We start from the raw sequence: 21,476 nt of genomic DNA on the forward strand, positions 1-21,476 counted from the left end.
CTTTCGAATTCACTGACCAATTGTTTTTTAAAATCCTCCGAATAATGACGGCTCTTACGGATCTTTCCAAGACTTGCTTTCATAGTTTTCCACGTTTAAGTGGTCAACCTATATCAGGGACGTACAATCATTCATCATTCATCATTCATCATTCACCATTTACCATTCACCATTCCCACATCCCCACATCCCTACATCCCCACATCCCTACATCCCTACATCCCTATATCCCCCGTATCCCCAATTTTCCTATATTTGATCTCAACTAAACAATTCCTACTATGAAAAAATACTGGAAGGTCCTCCTCATTGTTATCCTCCTCGGAGGTACTGCATATATGTGGAGTACAGACATGACCCGTTTCTCCTCAACTGAAGTGTTGGACGGGTATAACGAAAAAGAGGCTGAAGAACAGTTTGAACAGGTAAAGGAAAAATTTCCTGAGATGCCGGCAACGCAGACGTCTGCCGGGGTAAATCCGCCTCACGGGCAACCGGGACACCGCTGTGATATCCCTGTGGGCAGTTCTCTCGACGCTCCTGTGAGAAGTACTACGCCTGCTGCATCAGGACTGATGAATACCAATACATCCACCGCGACCCTGAATCCACCACACGGACAGCCAGGGCATCGTTGTGACCTTGCCGTGGGAGCACCCCTTCCGCAGTAATAAAAAGAAACCCCGGCAGAGCCGGGGTTCAAACAAACACTAAAAATGGATCAAAATTCAACTTAGATTATAGTTGATCTTCCAAACTCAACGTTCTCCCGGTTAAAGCAGATATTCTCTCCTGCATTTGACAGCAGTTCGGCAATCTGATCTCCTACCTCCCGGGTTCCGAACCGGGATTCCGGATTGAGATCCGGGGTAACGATGTTTCTTGCTATGGCGATCTCCACGGCGCAGTCCAGCGCATGAGCCTCTTCCTGAAGTCCGAGGTGCTCCAGCAGCATAACTGCAGACAGAATGGATGCAATAGGGTTAGCGATATTCAGGCCTTTTCCCTGCGGAAAAGAACCGTGTATGGGTTCAAACAAGGCGTACTTATCTCCAACAGAGGCGGAAGCCAGTAGTCCGATAGATCCACCGATCACACTCCCTTCATCAGAAATGATATCCCCGAACATATTCTCGGTGAGGATCACATCGAATTGGGACGGATTCAGGATCATCTGCATGGCAGCATTGTCTACAAAAAGAAAATCCAGGGCCACCTCCGGGTAGCTCGTGCCAACACGGGTAACCACCTTACGCCACAGGCGGGAGGTTTCCAGCACATTGGCCTTGTCGATCAGGGTGAGCTTGTTGTTTCGGTTTCTCGCCGCCTTAAAAGCGTGATGTGCGATGCGTTCGATCTCCATCTCTGAATACTCGCAGAGATCAGAGGCTACCGTACCTTCTTTGTTCAGTTTCTTCTCCCCGAAATAAATACCTCCGGTAAGCTCCCTGTAAATGGTAAAGTTGGTATTCTTAATGCGTTCCGGACGCAGGGGCGAACGGTCGATCAGGGTAGGATAGGCCTTCACTGGACGTATGTTGGTGTATAGTCCGAGGGACTTCCTCAGTTTGAGCAACCCTTGTTCCGGACGCACTTTGGCGCTCGGGTCATTGTCGTACTTCGGGTCTCCGATAGCGCCGAAAAGCACCGCGTCGCTCGCCTTGCAAATATCAAGGGTAGCCTCCGGCAACGGGTCGCCGGTCTGGTCTATGGCGACGGCTCCTACCGGAGCTTCGGTAAATTCAAAACTGTGGTCGAATATATCTGCAACCGTCTCCAGGCATTTAATGGCCTGGGCAGTGACTTCGGGGCCTATTCCGTCTCCGGGTAATACCGCGATCTTAAATTTCATAGTATCTCAATTAAAAGGTACGTTCTTGTTCGTAGGCTTCAATAGCCGCTTTCTTACTCAATAAATAATCGATATCGTCATAGCCGTTCACCAGGCACATTTTCTTATACGGGTCGATCTCAAAATCTTCCAGGTAACTGGTGCCGTCCAGGCTGATGTACTGTTCCTCAAGGTTCACCTCAATGGTGGTTTCCGGATCTTTCCGGCATTCCTGCATCAGCTTGTTCAGAAAGGATTCGCTGATCTGTACAGGCAGCAATCCGTTGTTCAGGGCATTGCCCTTAAAGATGTCGGCAAAATAGCTCGACACCACCACTTTGATCCCGTAATCGGCCAGGGCCCAGGCAGCGTGCTCCCGGGAGCTTCCGCACCCGAAATTGTTCCCGGCAAGAAGGATCTTCCCTTCATAATCCGGGTTGTTCAGGATAAAATCCCTGTTAGGGGTTCCATCCGGCTGGTACCGCCAGTCGCGAAAGAGGTTCTCTCCGAATCCCTGCTTATTGGTCGCCTTTAAAAAGCGGGCAGGAATGATCTGGTCGGTGTCAATGTTTTCTATGGGTAAGGGCAGAGCCCTGGATAATAATCTTCTGAATTTTTCCATTTTAAATGCGCTTACATGATCAGTGCTGCAGCATCCAGCACCTCTTCATCCTTAGTAATATCAGTGAGTTTTCCGTGAATGGCCGTTGCTGCTGCTACGAGCGGACTGGCCAGGATGGTTCTGGAGCCAGGGCCCTGACGGCCTTCAAAGTTCCTGTTGGAGGTCGATACACAGTACTCTCCGGCAGGGATCTTGTCCTCATTCATTCCGAGACAGGCCGAACAACCGCTCTGACGGATCTCGAACCCGGCCTCCTCAAAGATGTCCTGCAGGCCTTCTGCCACGATCTGTTTGGCGACCTGCTGAGATCCCGGAACAATTAATGCATTTACGTTGGCGGCCTTCCTTTTCCCTTTGATATAGGCGGCTGCAACCCGGAAATCTTCAATTCGCGAATTGGTACAACTTCCTATAAACACATAGTTAATGGTTTTGTCCAGCAGTTTTTCTCCTTTTTCAAAGCCCATGTAGGAAAGGGCCTTTTCGAAGGAATCGCTGTTTTGCTGAGGGATCTCATCAAAGATCCGGATCCCCATTCCGGGATTGGTACCATAGGTAACCATGGGGGCTATGGATTCGCCCTGGAATTCGTATTCCATATCAAATTCGGCCCCTTTGTCCGTTTTAAGGGTTTCCCAGTAGGCTACCTTCTTGTCGAATTCCTCTCCTTTCGGAGCGAACTCACGTCCCTTTACATATTCAAATGTGGTTTCATCCGGAGCGATCATTCCGCCACGGGCACCCATTTCGATACTCATATTACACACCGTCATCCGGCCTTCCATGCTCATACTTTCGAAAACCTCCCCGGCATATTCCACGAAGTACCCGGTTCCGGAGTTGGTCCCCAGCTGGGCAATGATATACAGGATCACATCCTTAGGCAGTACGCCCTTGCGCAGTTTACCATTTACGGTAATACGCATGGTTTTGGGTTTTGACAGCAATAAACACTGACTGGCAAATACCTGGGCCACTTGGCTGGTTCCTATTCCGAAGGCAATAGTTCCGAAAGCTCCGTGGGTAGAGGTATGGCTGTCGCCGCAAACCATGGTCATTCCGGGTTGGGTGATCCCCAGCTCCGGCGCCATTACGTGAACGATTCCCTGGTAGGGATGGCCAAGCCCGTATAAGGTTACCCCGTGTTTCTCGCAGTTCGAGGTTAGCATATCCACCTGCTTTTTAGACAGTTGGTCTTTGATGGGCAGGTGCTGGTTTTGTGTAGGTACGTTATGGTCGGCCGTAGCCACGATCTGGTCCTTACGGAAAAGAGGAATGTTCCTTTCTTCCAGTTCGGCAAAGGCTTGCGGACTCGTTACCTCATGAATGAGGTGCTTGTCTATATAAAGGATCTGGGGTCCGTTTTCAATAGTTTCCACCACATGGGCATCCCAGACCTTATCAAATAATGTCTTTTTCATAAATCGATCAGGCGCTGGCCTGTACGCGTATTTTACTTTGTTCTACAATTTGATGGATATCGTCATCATTCACTTCTTTCTTCTTATCCGCCACATGGAGAAACTGCTCGTATACAGCATCCAGTTGCAGTTTGGTAAGTTCATATCCTACCAGCTTGGCACGGTAGGCAAGGGCCGCTCTTCCGCTTCTAGCAGTAAGTACGATGGCAGAGGCATTTACCCCAACGGCTGCCGGATCGATGATCTCATAGGTCTCGCGATTCTTGATCACGCCATCCTGGTGGATCCCGGAGCTGTGGGCAAAGGCATTGCTGCCTACGATAGCTTTATTGGGTTGTACCGGCATTCCCATACTCTCAGAAACCATCTGGCTGGTAGAGTAGAGGAGTTTGGTGTTGATATCGGTAATCAGCCCCAGGTCGGGGTGTTGCTTCATGATCATGACCACTTCTTCCAGGGAAGTATTACCGGCACGTTCGCCAATCCCGTTAATGGTACATTCGATCTGCCGCGCTCCGTTAAGGGCCCCGGCAATAGAATTGGCAGTAGCCATACCCAGGTCGTTATGACAGTGACAGCTAAGGATCGCTTTTTCGATCCCCCTCACGTTTTCCCTGAGGTATTTGATCTTGTTACCGTATTCCTCCGGAAGGCAATACCCGGTGGTGTCCGGAATATTCAGAACGGTAGCCCCGGCTTTGATCGCTGCCTCGCAAACCCTGGCCAGGAACTCGTTGTCTGTTCTACCGGCATCTTCCGCATAGAACTCCACGTCTTCCACAAAGGATTTGGCATAGCTTACCGCAGCCACAGCCCGCTCGATGATCTCTTCCCGGGTGGCGTTAAACTTGTATTTGATATGTGAATCTGAGGTCCCGATCCCGGTGTGAATCCTGGGGTATCTTGCAGATTTGAGTGCCTCGGCAGCGACTTCAATATCCTTTTTCACCGCGCGGGTTAACCCGCATACCCTGGCATTCTCCACTACCTTACCGATCTCCTGTACCGATTTGAAATCTCCCGGACTGGATATCGGAAATCCGGCCTCAATGACATCCACCCCGAGCTCGTCGAGTCGCCTGGCGATCACAATTTTTTGGGCAGTATCCAGCTTACATCCAGGAACTTGCTCCCCGTCGCGAAGTGTGGTGTCGAAGATTTGGACTTTTTCGTTATTCATTTTATAATTTTACTTTAATTTCATTGCTTGTATCTCGAAAGTATCAGCTTTTGGATGTATCCTAAAGTTGGAAATGGAGATATTACAATGTTGAACAGGAAATTAAGCGCTGTAAACCCTTGTTAAATAAGGATTTGCGGGTTATTTTATTACAATGACAAGTAGCTCTAACGATAGTCTTTTCATCCTTATAAAGTCGCTTTCCAAGTCGGAAAAGCGACAGTTTAAACTCTATGTGAATCGCCTGGGGGTAAATGCCGATGCCAAGTTTCTGGCCTTATTTAACCTGCTGGATAAGATGTCAACCTATAACGAGAAGGAGATCCTCACCAGCGGGATCGTTAAAAAGCAACAGCTCTCCAATCTTAAGGCGCATCTTTACAAGCAGATCCTGGTGAGTTTACGCCTGAACCCGGTTAACCAGAACATTCGTATCCAGATCCGGGAGCAGCTCGATTTTGCGACCATCTTATATATGAAAGGGCTGTATAAGCAGAGCCTTAAGATTCTGGATAAGGCCAAGGCTATGGCTATCAGCAACCAGGAAAAGGTGATCGCCTACGAGATCGTGGAGTTGGAAAAGGTGATCGAAACCCAGTACATCACCCGTAGTATAAGCGGACGGGCAGATGAGCTGGCAGTACAGGCCAAGGAACTGAGTCAGCAGAACGTGATCACCAGTAAACTATCGAACCTCTCCCTGCAGCTTTATGGGATCATGCTCAAGTTTGGGTATGTGAAGAATGATGAGGAGTACAGGATGATCAGTGAATACTTTACCTCCCATTTGCCGGAATATGACCAGTCTAAGCTGGGGTTTCGCGAAAAACTATGGCTGTATAAGGCCTACCTCTGGTACAGTTTCCTAACCCAGGATTTTCTTTCCTGCTTTAAATACGCCAAGAAATGGGTGGATCTCTTCTATGAGAATCCTTCCATGATCTACCTGAACCCGGTATTCTTCCTGAAGGGGAACAACTACCTCCTGGAAACCATGTACTACGTGAAATCGCGTACCGGTTTTAAGGAAAGCCTGCAGCGACTGCAGGAAACCATTGAAGACAAGAAGTTTCCCGATAACGACAACCTCAAGGTGCTGGCCTTTATGTATATGAACAGCAACAAGCTCAACCTGCATTTCCTGGAGGGGAGTTTTGAGGAAGGACTCACCCTGGAAAAACCCATCATGGAGGGAATCAAAAAGTATGGGAACATGATCGACGAACACCACATCATGGTGTTCTACTACAAGCTGGCCTGTATGTATTTTGGGGCGGGAGACAATAAAAAATGTATCGATTACCTCAAAAAGATCATCGATAACAAGAACCTCACCATGCGGGAAGACCTCATGTGTTTTGCCCGCGTGCTTAACCTCGTGGCCCATTACGATGCAGGAATGGATTACCACCTCGAGATACAGCTTAGAAACACCTATAAGTTCCTGCTCAAAATGAACGACCTTCACGAGGTGCAAAAAGAAATGATCCGTTTTATGAGAAGCCTTGGAGATATTTACCCGAGCGAGCTGAAGGCGGAATTCAAAAAATTGCATAGCCGACTGAAGAAATTCGAGAATCATCCCTACGAGAAAAGGGCATTCCTTTACCTGGATATCATTTCCTGGCTGGAAAGCAAGATCGAGAATCGCCCCATCGGGGAGATCATCCGGGAAAAAGCTGCGGTACTGATCCGATAATATGCAGCAAACCGACACCAAAAACCTCTGGCCGTATCTCCAGCTTAATTTTGCCGTGCTTTGCATCAGCAGCAGCGGGGTTCTGGGCAGGTATATCCCGCTGGATCCGGAGCTCACCATCTGGTACAGGGCGCTTCTGGCTACCCTGGTGATCGGCGGATTCTCCTGGTTCCGGGGGTACGATTTTAGAATACCTAGCTCCAGGGACCGGGGTATTGTCCTGCTTGGCGGACTCTTTTTCGGGATTCACTGGGTCACCTATTTTTACGCCCTGCAATTGTCGTCTGTAGCCGTAGGAATGCTGTCTATTTATACCTACCCGGTAATGACCAGTTTACTGGAGCCGCTTATCCTGAAAACCCCGTTTAAAAAGGTGCATCTCTTCCTGGGACTTCTGGTGATTGGGGGGATCTGGTTCCTGGTTCCGGAATTCGATCTGGACAACCGCTATTTCCTGGCAGTGCTCTTCGGGTTGTGTTCGGCCTTCTTTTATGCGCTGCGCAATATCATCCTGAAACCCCAGGTGAAGAAATACAACGGATCGGTGCTGATGACCTGGCAACTGATCGTGATGTCGGTGGTGCTTTTGCCGGTGATCGGGAAGGCCTCGGTAACCACCTTTTCAGAGAATTTCCTGCCGCTCCTTGCCCTGGCTGTGATCACCACCTCGGTGGGGCATACGCTTTTATTGATGAGTTTCCGCTATTTTTCGGTTACTGCGGCCAGTATTATGAGCAGTGTTCAGCCGGTGTATGGTATCCTGCTGGGCATGCTTTTCCTGGGAGAGATTCCCGGGGCAAACACCCTGGTTGGCGGACTGGTGATCATTATTGCGGTGATCACGGAGGCCCTGGTGAGTGTAAGGGGCCGCAAGCAGGGAACTGCGACCTGACAAGTACTTCTGATTATTGTTCCCTGAGCAGGTGCTTGATATCGTCAATCTCCTCGGTGTCTGAAAGCTTCTGGATGACCTTAGGGTCAAAGTTTCCCTTGAAATACAACAGCAGACTGTTGTTGTACCCCTGGTCAAACCAGACCAGCTCGGTGATCCTGTTCCCGTTTTCCTTTACACTAAAAAGGCTTTTGGTAAGGTCTTCGCCGGTACGGCGATATACATCGGTATACCCGGTGGCGGTAATACGATCGATCTCCATGCCCACCCGGGTGTTGTAGGCAGGGTCTTTGGCGGGCAGGCTCATAAACCGCACGTCTTCCACATTATCCAGAAGGTGCCGCATTTCGGGGGTGCTGTTCTTCAGCACTTCCAGAACAAAATTCGGTACTTCAACGGCCGTTACCCCGGGATCATTCCGGTGCATATCGTAAAAATTGTTGATGTTCATCGCCCCGCAGGAGAGGAGAAGAAGGGCGAGGAGGAGGGACGCAAGCGTTTTCATATGGTTAGTGGTTAGTCGTTAGTCGTTAGTCGTTAGTCGGGAGTCGTTAGTCGGGAGTCGTTAGTGGTTAGTTGATAGTGGTTAGTCGGGAGTCGTTAGTGGGGAGTAGGGATCATGTTTGTGTTTGATATTCATAGTGTTAAGTTATGAAAAAGGAGGGTAAAATTTAAAACTGCTGATTGTAATCTCTTTTATGTAGCTGAATTGTATCATTTAGTTAACCTGTACCAGCCCCCTTCAGTCTGACTATGCCGCCTTCCGGGCACCCTGCCAGCTTGCATTGGGAAGGCAGGCTGTCTTGCGGAATCCAGATGACCGATGAATACAAAATATATAGTCTGCTTGCCTGCCTTGGTCAGGGCGCGGAGTGGCAAGACTGCGCCTTGATTCCGGGTGGGTTAACAGGAAATTCTGGGTTCTTATGGAATTAAAGTTTATGACATTTCTCTTGTCCCCGCCCTAAAGGGAGGAGAAATGTCAAATATATGCTATGATATTATGATACTATTTTCCAATTAAAGGACCTCTTCTTTCCTTTTGAGGGTAAAGTGGCACAGGTACAGTCGGAGCGGAAGGGATATTTAATGTAATTATGCTGACAGTTTAGGCTGTTTATCATAGTTGGGTAGTCCTTATGATAACTATTTATCTACAATTTATAATTCACAATCTATAATTCACAATCTATAATTCATAATCCATAATTCCGTACCTCGTACCCCTGCCTGCCGGCAGGCAGGCTCGTACCCTGTATTAGGTTACTACAGTTCAATTGGCGAATGGGCAAATAGGTAAATGGGTAAATGGGTAAAGGGGTAAAGGGGTAAACCTGCCTGCCGACAGGATTTCCTCCCGAGAGGGATGGCAGGGTCGTTAAGTTGTTAAGCTAGTAGTAATTCAACCATCTATAATCCATAATCCATAATTCCGTACCTCGTACCCTCGTACCCTCGTACCCTGTAATAGGTATCTACAGCTCAATTGGCGAATAGGCAAATGGGTGAATAGGCAAATGGGTGAATGGGTAAAGGGGTAAAGTTGTTAGGCTTATGGGAATTCAACCATCTATAATCTATAATTCACAATCTATAATCTATAATCACCTACAGGCTTTCCAAACCGCATCATCGCCTGGCGTGGGGGCGGTTATGACCAATTTGGTGTTCTTTACAGGATGGATGAGTTCCAGTTGCCTGGCGTGGAGGTGGATGCTCGCATCCTTATTGCTTCTCGGGGCGCCGTATTTCAGGTCACCTTTTATCGGGCTGCCGATGGCAGAAAGCTGGGAGCGGATCTGGTGGTGCCTTCCGGTTTCCAGGTCGATCTCCAGGCAGGTATAGCGATCCAGGGATTTCATAACGCGGTAGGAGAGGATGGCCTTTTTGCTGTCGGGTACCTCTTTGAGATGGGCGTAGGACTTGTTTTGTTTGGGATTCCTTTTGAGCCAGTGCACCAGCCGGTCTTCCGTCTTGGGCGGAGCGGGTTGCACCACGGCCCAGTAGGTCTTCAGGGTTTGTTTTTCCTTAAAAAGCTTGTTGAGTCTTGGCAGGGCCTTGGAGGTTTTGGCAAACAACACCACCCCGCTGGTAGGACGGTCCAGGCGGTGTACCACCCCGAGGTAGACGTTCCCGGGTTTGTTGTATTTGGCCTTGATGTATTCCTTGACCACCTCAGACAATGGGGTGTCTCCGGTTTTATCGCCCTGTACGATATCCCCCGGTCTTTTATTCACGACGATCAGGTGGTTGTCCTCATAGAGCACCTCCAGGTTTTTTGCCGTTGAGACCTGTTTATTCACAGCTTAGTACGATTCTTCTTCGTTAGGGAAGTCCTTCGACTTTACGTCTTTCACATATTGTCCGATGGCACCGGTCATTTCCTCATAAAGGTGCATATACCTTCTCAGGAATCGGGGATTGAACTCGTGGGTCATCCCCAGCAGATCGTGGAGTACGAGTACCTGTCCGTCGACCCCCGGTCCGGCTCCGATGCCGATCACGGGAATACTGACGCTTTCTGCCACCTCTTTGGCCAGGTGTGCAGGGATCTTTTCAAGGACGATGGCAAAACACCCGGAACGCTCCAGCATTTTGGCATCGGCCTTAAGTTTTTCGGCCTCTTCATCCTCTTTGGCGCGAACTGTATAGGTTCCGAATTTATAAATGGATTGGGGGGTAAGCCCCAGGTGCCCCATTACCGGAATTCCGGCGTGCAGGATACGTTTTATGGAGTCTTTGATCTCTTTTCCGCCCTCGAGTTTTACTGCATGGGCGCCGCTTTCCTTCATGATACGGATCGCAGAACGAAGTGCTTCCTTGGGATCGCTCTGGTAGCTTCCAAAGGGAAGGTCAACCACCACCAGGGCGCGATCGATCCCGCGCACCACAGCAGAGGCGTGATAGATCATCTGGTCCAGGGTAATTGGCAGGGTGGTTTCGTGTCCGGCCATCACATTACTGGCAGAATCCCCCACCAGGATCACATCGACCCCGGCTCCGTCCACGATGCGGGCCATGGTGTAATCATAGGCCGTAAGCATGGAGATCTTTTCCCCGTTATTTTTCATGTCCTGGATGGACTTTACAGTAACGCGCTTGTATTCTTTTTTGGCAACAGACATGCAGTGAATTTTTTGAAGGTATAAAAGTAGGATTTTCCCGTTAATTAAACGAATGGGGGGAATTGAAAAAGAAAGCTGATGTATGATGAATTATAGATTATAGATGATAAATTATAGATGGTTACAGTCGCTACTAGATTCTGGACTTAACACCCCTCCCTGCTGGCAGGTAAATTTGCTCCTTCGCTCCTTTGCTCCTTCGCCATTTGCAGATACTGTGCTGTAGGGAAAAAAAAGTATCGGGGATGAAATTATAAGCCAGGTTGTCTTTGCGAGTCAGGGCTTTGACCTGACGTGGCAATCTCCTTAATAAGGGTACGTGACAAAGGATTATAGATTATGGATGATAGATTATAGATGAACGTAATTGCAAAAAGCTTCGCGACTTTACACCCCTTCCTGCCGGCAGGTAAATATGCTCCTTAAATTTTAGAAAGATATTACTGAACACTGTTCACTGATCACCGGGAACTGAGAACCGAGAACTGGGAACCGAGAACTTCAACCAAAATAATTCTTACTTTTAAAACAAAACCAACATCAATGAAATACACACTCCTTACTACCACCTTCTTGCTTTTTTGTGGATTTACACAAGCCCAGGACACCCCCGAGGAAATGGTGAAGCAAACCATCATCGAATTCTTCGAAGCCTTTCATAAAAAGGACACGGCTGTCCTTCGTACCATGGCCATGGATGCCACCCCCATGGAGACCATAGGGAAGGACCAGGAAGGGAATACCGTCCTCCGAAAAAGCACTTATAATGATTTTCTAAACCGAATGGCCGGGATGCCCGAAGACATGCAGTTCCGGGAAGAGCTTACCGACTATATGATCCGCGTGGATGGCGACATGGCCAACGCCTGGACACCCTATCGCTTCTGGATCGACGGGGAACTCAGTCACTGCGGCGTGAATAATTTCCAGCTTATCAAACAAGGTGATGGCTGGAAGATCTTTTTTGTGGTGGATACCAGACGTAAAGGCGATTGCTTTCACGAATGATAAATTATCAATTATAGATTATCGATAATTAATCTAATCCAGGTTTTAATAATATAGTATATTTTCTATATTTTTATAAGGTATAACTAAAATGTACTATGAATTTAATCAAGGAAAAGAGTTATGCTTTTGCTCTCGAGATTGTCAAGTACTATAAGTATTTGACCAATGATAAGAAGGAATATGTAATGAGTAAGCAACTCTTGAAGAGCGGCACGGCTATCGGAGCAAACTACAGGGAAGCCGAGCATGCAGAATCAAAGGCAGACTTTATTCATAAATTATCGATAGCCCAAAAGGAGAGTAATGAAACCATGTATTGGATAGATCTTTTGAATAAATCCGGTTACCTGAATGATGAGGATTCGGAGATATTAAGAAAGGAGATCAAGTCCATTGCCAAGATCATTACCCGCATAATTCTAACCACAAAGGCGAAAAGCTAGATTATTGTATGCAAGCAATCAATCAATAATCTATAATTGATAATCTATAATCATTTATCAGACTGCCCTAGCAGTCTGATAAATACACTCCAACCGCAAGTCCGCCTTCGGAGGTTTCTTTGTATTTCGAGTTCATGTCCTTGGCGGTTTCCCACATGGTGTTCACGACCTTATCCAGAGGGACTTTGGCGTGAGAAGGGTCTGATTCCATGGCGAGTTCTGCGGCATTGATGGCCTTGATGGCTCCCATGGAATTCCGTTCGATACACGGTATTTGCACGAGTCCGCCGATGGGATCACAGGTGAGCCCCAGGTGGTGTTCCATGGCGATCTCAGAAGCCATGAGTACCTGCTCCGGGGTACCGCCCATAAGCTCGGTAAGGGCTCCGGCAGCCATGGCAGAAGATACGCCGATCTCGGCCTGGCATCCGCCCATGGCGGCAGAGATGGTGGCTCCTTTTTTAAAGATGCTTCCGATCTCGCTGGCTACGAGGAGGAATTTTTTGATGTGTTCAAAATCGGCCTCGTGATTCTCGATCACCAGGTAATACATAAGTACGGAGGGGATCACCCCTGCACTACCGTTGGTAGGTGCGGTAACCACTCGTCCCAGGGAGGCATTCACCTCGTTTACGCTCAGCGCAAAACAGGATACCCACTTGAGGATCTGGCGGAATTTCACTTCCGTCTTTCGGATGGCTGCGATCCAGTCATGCGGATTGCTGTAGATCACGTCTCCCTTTAACCGCTGGTGCATCTCGTAAGCCCGTCGCTTCACATTGAGTCCGCCGGGCAGAATACCTTCGGTATGACATCCGGTGTACATGGATTCCAGCATGGTGTTCCAGATGCGCTGCAGTTCCTTGTCGATCTCCTCATCGCTGCGCAGCGACCGCTCGTTGGTAAGCACGAGATCTGAAATGTTCAGGCCGGTTTCCTTGCAGGCGGCCAGCAGCTCATTCCCGTTCTGAACCGGATGAGGAAAGGTTTTAAAGATCTGCAGGTTCTCCTTGGCGTGTTCCCGCTCTTCCTTTACCACGAATCCGCCCCCTATGGAATAGTAGGTCTCCGAAGTGGATTCCCCGTTGGGGAAGAACCCTTCAAAGGTGAGTCCGTTAGCGTGAAAGGGGAGGAAGTCCCTGTGAAAAACGATGTCTTCCTTTTCGCAGAAGGGAAGTTCCAGTTCCCCGTTAAGCTGTACGCGTTTGTTTTCCTTGATATCCGCGATCAGGGTTTCGATGTTTTCTACCGGGAAATACTCCGGGTCGCAACCTGAAAGCCCGAGAAGGATGGCCGTATCGGTGGCGTGTCCTTTTCCGGTAAGGGAAAGGGAGCCATACACATGGGCTCTGATCTTAACCAGCTTATCAAAACTGCCTTCTTCCTTAAGTTCACCGATCCAGCGCTCTGCTGCTCTCCACGGCCCGAGGGTATGGGAGCTGCTGGGTCCGATGCCAATCTTCAACATGTCGAAAACACTGATACACTCCATAGTGCGAAAACGTTTTAGGGTGGCCGCAAATATAGTTTTTTGTTGTTATAAATTGGGAATGGGAAAGGTTATTTTAAGGTATGTAGGTACGTAGGTATGTAGGTATGTAGGTACGGGGGTACGGGGGTACGGGGGTACGGGGGTACGGGGGTACGGAGGTACGGGGGTAGTTCATTATGAATTATGAATGATGAATTTTGAATCAATACGTCTTTGCGAGTTGGCCGTCAGGCCAACGTGGCAATCTCCTCAATGAGGGTACGTAGGTACGGGGGTACGAGATAAGGGATTATAGATTATAAATTATAGATGAATGCAAATGCAGCAAACTTCGCGACTTTACATTTTAGCTCCTTTGCTCCCCTGCCTAACGGCAGGTAAATTCGCTCCTTTGCTCCTTTGCCATTGACAGATAATGGGGTGCAGTGCTAAATAGATTTTCGGGAATAAAATTATAAACCCGGTTGTCTTTGCGAGTCAGGGCTTCGCACTGACGTGGCAATCTCCTTATACCAGGCACTAAGTGTCTTCGCAAGGGATCCCGATACTTTGGGAGACCGTGGCGATCTCTTTAATAAAAGTACGGCTACATATCACTTCTAAGAGGCTGCAGTTAACCTTCAAACACCCCATCCGCCCTGCGGGTACCTTCGCTTCTGAGGGAAAGGGGAATTTCTCTTAATTTTAAGCAGCTGATGAGTTAAATTGTATTATGATCCGGCATTTCTCCACCCTTTAGGGAGGGGAGAAGAGAAATGCTCTGATCTTGCCTGCCTGAAAGAGTACGAAAGCGCTAGGTAGGGGATTATAGATTATCAATTATAAATTATAGATGAATGCAAGTTCAATAGGCTTCGTGACTTTACATTTTAGCTCCCATCCCTACGGGCAGGTAAATTCGCTCCTTCCCCCATTAACAGATAATGAGGTGCAGTGCTAAATAGATTTTCGGGAATAAAATTATAAGCCCGGTCGTCTTTGCGAGTCAGTGCTTCGCACTGACGTGGCAATCTCCTTATACCAGGCACTAAGTGTCTTCGCAAGGGATCCCGATACTTTGGGAGACCGTGGCGATCTTTTTAATAAAAGTACGGCTACATATCACTTCTAAGAGGCTGCATAGAACACTCAAACACCCCATCCGCCCTGCAGGCACCCTCTCCTGAGAGGGGAAGCGGTATTTCTTTTAATTGTAAGCAGCTGATTAGTTAAATCCTATTATGATCCGGCATTTCTCCACCCTTTAGGGAGGGGAAAAGAGAAATGCCATGAAATAGATGGCGTCTAAGCCCGTCCCTCGTCCCTCATCACTCGTCCCTCAAAAAAACAGCATAAACCAGCATTTATTCGAAATAAAAACAGCAAAAACCTTCGGAGTCTTTTTCAAAAATTTATATCTTCATCCCATAAATAACCACTATGCAACTCACCTTAAAAAAATATGTGCTGGAGCTGGAATTCACCTTTTCCATCTCTCGTGAATCCCATGATTTTCAGGATTCCCTTATCGTCACTTTAACGCAGGATGGAAAGACAGGGTACGGGGAGGCCACCTCCAATCCGTATTACAACATAACCGTTGAATCCATGATGGAGGAGATCGAGGCTGTTCGCGCGGAGATCGAAGCCTGGGATATGAAGGATCCCGCAGCATTTCATGCGTTTCTAACCGAAAAGGGACTCAGTAATTTTGCCATCTGCGCCCTGGACCTAGCAGCCAATGACCTTTGGGGGAAACTGATGGGGAAACCCCTCTATGAACTCTGGGGGACCACGACCGATTCCTATCCCAGGTCCAACTACACCATCGGGATTGATACGGTGCCCAAAATGGTGGAAAAGATGCAGAAAAAGCCCTGGCCTTTATACAAGATCAAACTTGGGACCGACCGGGATGTGGAGATCGTTACCGAACTCCGCAAACATACGGATGCGGTATTCCGGATCGATGCCAATTGCGCATGGACAGCCGAGCAGGCACTTGAGTACGCTCCTAAGCTAAAAGAGCTGGGAGTGGAATTCCTCGAGCAGCCCCTGAAGGCGGACGACCTGGAAGGTTATAAAAAGCTGATGGAAGGATCGGTGCTTCCTGTGATCGCTGATGAGAGCTGTATTGTGGAAGCCGATGTGGAAAAATGTGCCGGGTATTTTCACGGCATCAATATAAAACTTACTAAGTGCGGCGGACTCACCCCGGCCCTGCGAATGATCGCCAAAGCCCGGGAGTTGGACCTGCAGGTCATGGTGGGCTGTATGACGGAATCTACCGTGGGTATTTCGGCTATTGCCCAGCTCATCCCCCAGCTGGATTATGTGGATATGGACGGAGCGCTTTTACTTAAAAAAGATATCGCCACCGGTGTGCATATTAATCCGGATGCCTCCGTGGTATTCCCGGAAGAACCCGGTAGCGGCGTAAACCTGTTGTAATGGCCCTGGAGATCGATCATTTTCCCGGAAGGATGATCCGGAACGGGGAGGGGAAGTATCTCTATTTCGGGGGTACGGCCTATCTCGGGCTGCAGACCCATCCTGAATTCCTCGAACGCTTTCAGAAGAACCTGGAAGTGCATGGTACTACCTATGCTGCTTCCCGTCACGCCAATGTGCAGCTGCATCCCTTTGGTGCAGGCGAGCAATGGCTGGCCGGGATCGCAGGGGCAGAGAACGCCTTGTATGTGTCCTCCGGATTTGCAGCCTGTCAGCTGGCCCGGAAATATTTCGGGAGCCAGGGTGATCCCTTATTTTTTGCACCCCATACCCATGCGGCTTTGCTGGTACCAGGAGATAGGATTCACCGGGACCTGGAAGAGCTGCGCAATGCTATTTTGGAAACCCTGGAAACCCAGCCGGATTTAACCCCGGTGCTGTTCTTTGATACCGTAGATTTTGCGGGCACCAAACCCCTGCAATTTGAATGGCTGAGCTCCCTGCCCCTGGAAAAAATGATCCTGGTGGCCGATGATTCTCATGCCATCGGTATCACCGGAGAACAGGGGGGAGGTAGTTATCGCACCTTGTCGGATATGCAGCCGAAGAAGCTGCTGGTATGTGGTTCCATGGGAAAAGGATTTGGTATCGGGGGTGGCTTTTTGCTGGGATCCCGGGAAGACATTAAGAAAATAAGCCAGGACCCCTGGTTTGGGGGGAGCGGACCCGGTACGGCAGCCGGATTGGAAACCCTGGTGCAGTCGGAAGAACTGCTGGAAGAACGCAGGGAATTGCTGGAGCGAAATACCGAACTGTTTGTAAAGGAGTGTGAGTACCTCGACCGCTTCGCCTGGAGTGAAGGATATCCCTGCTTTTCGATTTCAGACGATGCCCTGCCCGGTTACCTGAAAGAACGCGGGGTCGTGATCACCAATTTCCATTATCCCAATGCCGATTCGCCCCTGATGTGCCGCATCGTGATCTCTGCATTTCACGAGGAAAATGATATATTGCAGCTCACACAAACCCTTAATGAATACTTTAAAAAATATTAAAGCCCCGGAGATGTTTAAAAACACAAATTCCAATTTCCAATTTCCAAATTTTCAGATTCTGTTTAATTTATTGTCCATACTTCGTACCCCTGCCTGGCGACAGGATTTCCTCCCGAGAGGGATGGCAGGTTCGTACCTCCGTACCTCCTTACCTTCACTGGTGCTCGTACTGGCTTTAGCTTCCTGTTCTCAGAAAAATACATCTGATAAGGAAGTCGAGGCGCTACTTAGCGATCTGCAGCAGACCTATGCTCCGGATAAGCGCATCGCCCGTTTTCACCTGGAGCTGGAGAAACAAGAGACCGACTGGGTATTGAAAGGACAAAGCGACCAGAAATCGGCCATGGCCATACTGCAGGATTCTCTTGCGGCCATGGGCCTTGAGGTAACCGACAGCGTGCAGCACCTGCCGGCCCCGGAACTGGGGGCAGACACCCTGGGGGTGGTGCGGCTTTCTGTTGCCAATATCCGGTCGAATCCCGGGCATTCCCAGGAACTGGCCACCCAGGCCACTATGGGAACCGTGGTGAAGGTGCTCATGAAGAAAGGGGGGTGGCACCTGGTGCAAACTCCGGACAAATACATTGCCTGGGCAGATGACGGGGCTCTGGAGATCATGAATAAGGAAGCACTCGAAGCCTGGAAGGCCATGTCTAAGGTGGTCTATACCGAGCCTTACGGGCGATCATTAACCTCCACAGAGGCCGATGCGGCCATCGTATCCGACCTGGTGGTAGGAGATATCCTGGCCCTGAACGGAGAGGAAGGCGATTACTACCGGGTAGGCTATCCCGACGGCAGGGAGGCGTTTATCCCGAAATCGGCTGCACGACCCTACTCAGACTGGATGGAAACCATGGCCACCTCAGAAACTTCCCTGGTAGATACGGCAGAAACCCTGATGGGACTTCCGTACCTGTGGGGAGGAACCTCCGCCAAGGGGGTGGATTGCAGCGGATTTACAAAGACGGTGTATTTCCTGAACGGGATCGTACTGCCGCGGGACGCCTCCCAACAGGTGCACAGCGGCATGCTGGTGGATGAGGAAGGAGACTTTTCTAAACTGCAGCCCGGGGATCTGCTTTTCTTCGGAAGCCTGAGGGAAGACGGCAGTGAAAAAGTAACCCACGTAGGCATGTGGATCGGCAATAACGAATTCATCCACTCCTCCGGCGATGTCCACATTTCCAGCATGGACCCCGAAGCCGACAACTACGACGAATTCAATAAGAATCGGTATTTCAGGGCGAAGAGGGTTTTAGGACATTTGACGCCTGATGTCCGTGAGGTAGCAGAGGTGTATTGATTGATGTTTGAAAGGTACGCGGGTACGGAGGTACGGACCTGCCATCCCTCTCGGGAGGAAATCCTGCCGGCAGGCAGGGGTACGAAGTAGAGGATTATAGATTATCGATGATAAATTATAGATGAATACAAGTACAATGATCTTCGTTCCTTCATCATTGACAGATGCTAAGGTGCAGGGCTAAAAGGAGTGTCGGGGGATGAAATTATAAGCCGGGTTGTCTTTGCGAGTTGGCCTCTAGGCCGACGTGGCAATCTCCTTATTATGGGTACGTAGGTACAGAGGTACGTAGGTACAAAGAATTTAAAAGGAAATGCTGTCTTCGCGAAACCTGTATCGCAGGTTGTGGCGATCTGCTTATTAAGGGTACGAAGTTACGAGGATAAAGGTGATGGTAAATATTATCTGCACGTCATTGCGAGGCGGGTGCAACCCGACGTGGCAATCTGCTTAATCTAGCAAATAGGCGAATAGGCGAATAGGCGAATAGGCAAATAGGTGAATAGGCTGGTAGGCGAAGAACGCAAGGAAGGCAAAGTCGTGAATTGGTGAAGATCAAAACCTTTGATACATTACTTAGTTCACGGTTTACGATTCACCATTCACCATTCATAATCCATAATCTACCATCCATAATCCATAATCGATAATCTACCATCCATAATCTATAATCATCTACCCCTGAACCTCTGACGGATGCAGCACCACCAGGCAATTCAATTTTGGCAGGCGGATCTTTATTTTATTATTTCGGGTTTCTTCAACGATGGCCTCCTGGCCTTTAAAGGCTCCGGAGTTGATCTTTACCTCCTGTCCGGGGCTCAGGTCCAGTAAGCGGGCTTCGTCGTATACCTTTCCGTCCAGCCATTCCCTTAGTAAAAGGATCTCCTCTTTGCGAACCACTGCGGGTTTACCCAGCCAGAAAAGAAAGCGCACCACGCCGGGGACCTCAAAAACAGCATTCCTCCGGTTTTCTTCCATCTTCACAAATACATAGGAGTTGAACAACGGACGCTTTACCTTTTTTTTACGGTCACTCCATTGCCGCACTTCGGTCACGATCGGGCAATACACCTCAATACCGGCTTCCTCCAGCTGACTGGCTACCTTTTTCTCCCATCTCGGGCGGGTACAGAGCACCATCCATTGCATAGGTTGTGAAATTTTGTATTGGGTGCAAAGATAATAATTCCTTATACTGTTTACTGTTACCTGGTCTTCCTCTTTACCCACCTTGGATTTCCCTGAAGGGAGGAGAAGGCCTTCAACATTTCTGTTGTTTCCTCCCAAAAGGGAAGGCAGCCGTAACCAATAACTTTTGTCGGCCAATTGGTAAACAGGTTGGTTAGTGAATAGGGTCATTGAGCGAAGGAGCGAAGAAGCAAAGTAGTAAAGCAGTAAAGTCGTAAAGTTGTGAAGATAAAGCAACCCATGTATCCATCTATAATTTATCATCTATAATTTATAATCCACAATCCATAATCCCATATCCCGCACCATTTGTCGGCGAAAATTTAAACAGGTAGATAAGTAAAAAGGGTTAAGTCGAGAAGTCGTAAAGTTGAAGAAACCCATGTATCCATCTATAATTTATCATCCATAATTTATAATCCATAATCCATAATCCCTCACCTAGTACCCGCATTAAGGAGATTGCCACGCTGGCCCGAAGGCCAACTCGCAATGATGTCCTGTTAATCGATACCATCGCTTTAACCTTCGTAACTTCGTACCCGGAGAAACTCAGAAACCATCACTTCCATCACTTCCATCACTTCCATCACTTCCATCACTTTCATCACTCACATCACTTCCATCACTTTCATCACTTTCATATTTTCTATCCTTTTAACAACTAACAATTCAAAATTCAAAATTCACAATTCACAATTCCTACCTGTGGTAGGCAGGCCACAACTCCTACCTGCGTTAGGCATGGACAACTCATAACTAATAACTAACAACTAATAACTACCTTCCCTTCATCCCCAAAAACCGACATTTCACCGATTTAACGTTTCTGTCAGATGCTCTTGTAACCGTCTGATAATGAGAGTTAAAACCTCGCACCCCTGCCTGCATACAGGCAGGTTCGTACTATCGTGTCCTCATTAATTACGCCTGCCCGCATTCCAATCTCCCGGTCATTAATTATATTTGTGCCCAAATTCGAATTAAATGCACCAATTTTACCGTCTGCAGAACTTGCTGGTTCTCGGGGTTTTACTGCTTGCAGTAAGTTCCTGTGTCACCAAGAAGGATCTTCTTTATGTCCAAAACATTGAAAACACAACTTTAGGGGATGTCGCAGATTCTTACGCATCGGCTATTCAGCCCGGCGATCTGCTTCAGATCACGGTAACTGCCCAGGATATGAAGGCAGTACAACCTTTCAATCCGTTCATGAACCCGAACGGGGGTGGAAACATGATGGGCGGTAATGGAAACCGGGGCGGTATGACCTACCAGGTGGATGAGTACGGGGATATCGATTTCCCGATGTTGGGCACGGTTGCTGTTGCCGGTTACAAAAGGGCAGCGCTAACCGATCTGCTGGAAGAAAAAATTGGGGAGTATGTGGTAGAACCTACGGTGCTTGTCAGGGTGACGAACAACCAGGTAACGGTACTTGGGGAAGTAGGTAATCCCGGGAGCCATATCTTCGAGGGAGAACGTATAACGTTGTTTCAGGCGCTTGGAGCTGCGGGAGATCTAACGCCCAGCAGCAAAAGAGAGAATATCCGGATCATCCGGGAGCAGAACGGCAAGCGGGAAACCTTTACCGTGGATCTGACCAAGGCCGATTTCATTAATTCCCCGAATTACTTTCTAAAGCAGAACGACATTGTATATGTAGAGCCCAACAGGTTCAAGATCAACCAGACCAACCGTTCCATATTCGGATTCCTGACCGGGGTATCAGGATTCCTGATCGGACTGGGATTATTATTTACCAATTAACAGACTAC

At 48.5% G+C, this 21,476-nt stretch carries 18 protein-coding genes; 9 read left to right on the top strand and 9 right to left on the bottom strand.

Annotation, left to right across the window (positions count from 1 at the left end):
- Window positions 1–281 precede the first annotated feature (281 nt).
- Complete coding sequence (locus K7R11_RS09150; protein ID WP_224490242.1) at window positions 282–671, top strand: hypothetical protein; 390 nt, start codon at window positions 282–284, stop codon at window positions 669–671.
- Window positions 672–733: 62 nt separating this feature from the next.
- On the opposite strand, the gene leuB is transcribed toward K7R11_RS09150, so the two are convergent.
- From leuB to K7R11_RS09170, 4 genes are read right to left on the bottom strand one after another with little or no spacing between them, the layout of a single operon-like run.
- On the bottom strand, window positions 734–1,852 hold the full coding sequence (gene leuB / locus K7R11_RS09155; RefSeq protein ID WP_224490243.1) for a 3-isopropylmalate dehydrogenase: 1,119 nt from the start codon (window positions 1,850–1,852) through the stop codon (window positions 734–736).
- 10 nt (window positions 1,853–1,862) lie between these two features.
- The gene (leuD, locus tag K7R11_RS09160; RefSeq protein WP_224490244.1) at window positions 1,863–2,453 is read right to left on the bottom strand and encodes a 3-isopropylmalate dehydratase small subunit; all 591 of its coding nucleotides are present in this window, start codon (window positions 2,451–2,453) and stop codon (window positions 1,863–1,865) included.
- 11 nt (window positions 2,454–2,464) lie between these two features.
- Window positions 2,465–3,874 carry a 3-isopropylmalate dehydratase large subunit gene (leuC, locus tag K7R11_RS09165; protein WP_224490245.1) on the bottom strand — a complete coding sequence of 470 codons (1,410 nt, stop codon included), beginning with the start codon at window positions 3,872–3,874 and terminating at the stop codon, window positions 2,465–2,467.
- A gap of 7 nt (window positions 3,875–3,881) precedes the next feature.
- Complete coding sequence (locus K7R11_RS09170; protein WP_224490246.1) at window positions 3,882–5,054, bottom strand: 2-isopropylmalate synthase; 1,173 nt, start codon at window positions 5,052–5,054, stop codon at window positions 3,882–3,884.
- Between the two features lie 154 nt (window positions 5,055–5,208).
- Between K7R11_RS09170 and K7R11_RS09175 the strand changes: the two genes are divergently transcribed.
- Both K7R11_RS09175 and K7R11_RS09180 read left to right on the top strand, forming a co-directional pair.
- Window positions 5,209–6,753, top strand: a complete 1,545-nt coding sequence (locus K7R11_RS09175; RefSeq protein WP_224490247.1) for a hypothetical protein — start codon at window positions 5,209–5,211, stop codon at window positions 6,751–6,753.
- A gap of 1 nt (window position 6,754) precedes the next feature.
- Window positions 6,755–7,645 (top strand): DMT family transporter, encoded by an 891-nt coding sequence (locus tag K7R11_RS09180; RefSeq protein ID WP_224490248.1) that lies wholly within the window; start codon window positions 6,755–6,757, stop codon window positions 7,643–7,645.
- A 13-nt stretch (window positions 7,646–7,658) separates the two neighbouring features.
- On the opposite strand, the gene K7R11_RS09185 is transcribed toward K7R11_RS09180, so the two are convergent.
- From K7R11_RS09185 to panB, 3 genes are all read right to left on the bottom strand, one after another.
- On the bottom strand, window positions 7,659–8,150 hold the full coding sequence (locus tag K7R11_RS09185) for a DUF4252 domain-containing protein (protein ID WP_224490249.1): 492 nt from the start codon (window positions 8,148–8,150) through the stop codon (window positions 7,659–7,661).
- Between the two features lie 1,099 nt (window positions 8,151–9,249).
- Window positions 9,250–9,948, bottom strand: a complete 699-nt coding sequence (locus K7R11_RS09190) for an RluA family pseudouridine synthase (protein WP_224490250.1) — start codon at window positions 9,946–9,948, stop codon at window positions 9,250–9,252.
- A 3-nt stretch (window positions 9,949–9,951) separates the two neighbouring features.
- Window positions 9,952–10,770 (bottom strand): 3-methyl-2-oxobutanoate hydroxymethyltransferase, encoded by an 819-nt coding sequence (panB, locus tag K7R11_RS09195; RefSeq protein ID WP_224490251.1) that lies wholly within the window; start codon window positions 10,768–10,770, stop codon window positions 9,952–9,954.
- Between the two features lie 543 nt (window positions 10,771–11,313).
- On the opposite strand from panB, the gene K7R11_RS09200 reads away from it, so the two are divergent.
- Entirely contained in the window at window positions 11,314–11,778 is a 465-nt protein-coding gene (locus tag K7R11_RS09200) for a Cif family virulence factor (protein WP_224490252.1), read from the top strand.
- Between the two features lie 98 nt (window positions 11,779–11,876).
- A complete protein-coding gene (locus tag K7R11_RS09205) occupies window positions 11,877–12,224 on the top strand; it encodes a four helix bundle protein (RefSeq protein ID WP_224490253.1) in 348 nt (115 codons plus the stop codon).
- 67 nt (window positions 12,225–12,291) lie between these two features.
- Here the strand turns inward: K7R11_RS09205 and K7R11_RS09210 are convergent, their stop codons facing one another.
- Window positions 12,292–13,716: an L-serine ammonia-lyase gene (locus tag K7R11_RS09210; protein ID WP_224490254.1), complete on the bottom strand. Its 1,425-nt coding sequence runs from the start codon at window positions 13,714–13,716 to the stop codon at window positions 12,292–12,294.
- 1,419 nt (window positions 13,717–15,135) lie between these two features.
- Here K7R11_RS09210 and K7R11_RS09215 point away from each other — a divergent pair.
- The 3 genes from K7R11_RS09215 to K7R11_RS09225 are packed head-to-tail and all read left to right on the top strand — an operon-like array spanning window position 15,136 to window position 18,507.
- Window positions 15,136–16,146, top strand: a complete 1,011-nt coding sequence (locus tag K7R11_RS09215; RefSeq protein WP_224490255.1) for a dipeptide epimerase — start codon at window positions 15,136–15,138, stop codon at window positions 16,144–16,146.
- Window positions 16,146–17,201 carry an aminotransferase class I/II-fold pyridoxal phosphate-dependent enzyme gene (locus K7R11_RS09220; protein ID WP_224490256.1) on the top strand — a complete coding sequence of 352 codons (1,056 nt, stop codon included), beginning with the start codon at window positions 16,146–16,148 and terminating at the stop codon, window positions 17,199–17,201. Before K7R11_RS09215 ends, K7R11_RS09220 begins: the two co-directional genes overlap by 1 nt.
- Window positions 17,202–17,211: 10 nt before the next feature.
- Window positions 17,212–18,507, top strand: coding sequence for a C40 family peptidase (locus K7R11_RS09225; RefSeq protein ID WP_224490257.1), 1,296 nt, complete (start codon window positions 17,212–17,214; stop codon window positions 18,505–18,507).
- 675 nt (window positions 18,508–19,182) lie between these two features.
- On the opposite strand, the gene K7R11_RS09230 is transcribed toward K7R11_RS09225, so the two are convergent.
- Window positions 19,183–19,836 carry a UpxY family transcription antiterminator gene (locus K7R11_RS09230; RefSeq protein WP_224490258.1) on the bottom strand — a complete coding sequence of 218 codons (654 nt, stop codon included), beginning with the start codon at window positions 19,834–19,836 and terminating at the stop codon, window positions 19,183–19,185.
- 849 nt (window positions 19,837–20,685) lie between these two features.
- Here K7R11_RS09230 and K7R11_RS09235 point away from each other — a divergent pair.
- Window positions 20,686–21,468, top strand: a complete 783-nt coding sequence (locus tag K7R11_RS09235) for a polysaccharide biosynthesis/export family protein (RefSeq protein WP_224490259.1) — start codon at window positions 20,686–20,688, stop codon at window positions 21,466–21,468.
- Window positions 21,469–21,476: the final 8 nt, after the last annotated feature.

This window comes from Robertkochia flava (genome assembly GCF_020166515.1).
Lineage (GTDB): Bacteria > Bacteroidota > Bacteroidia > Flavobacteriales > Flavobacteriaceae > Robertkochia > Robertkochia flava.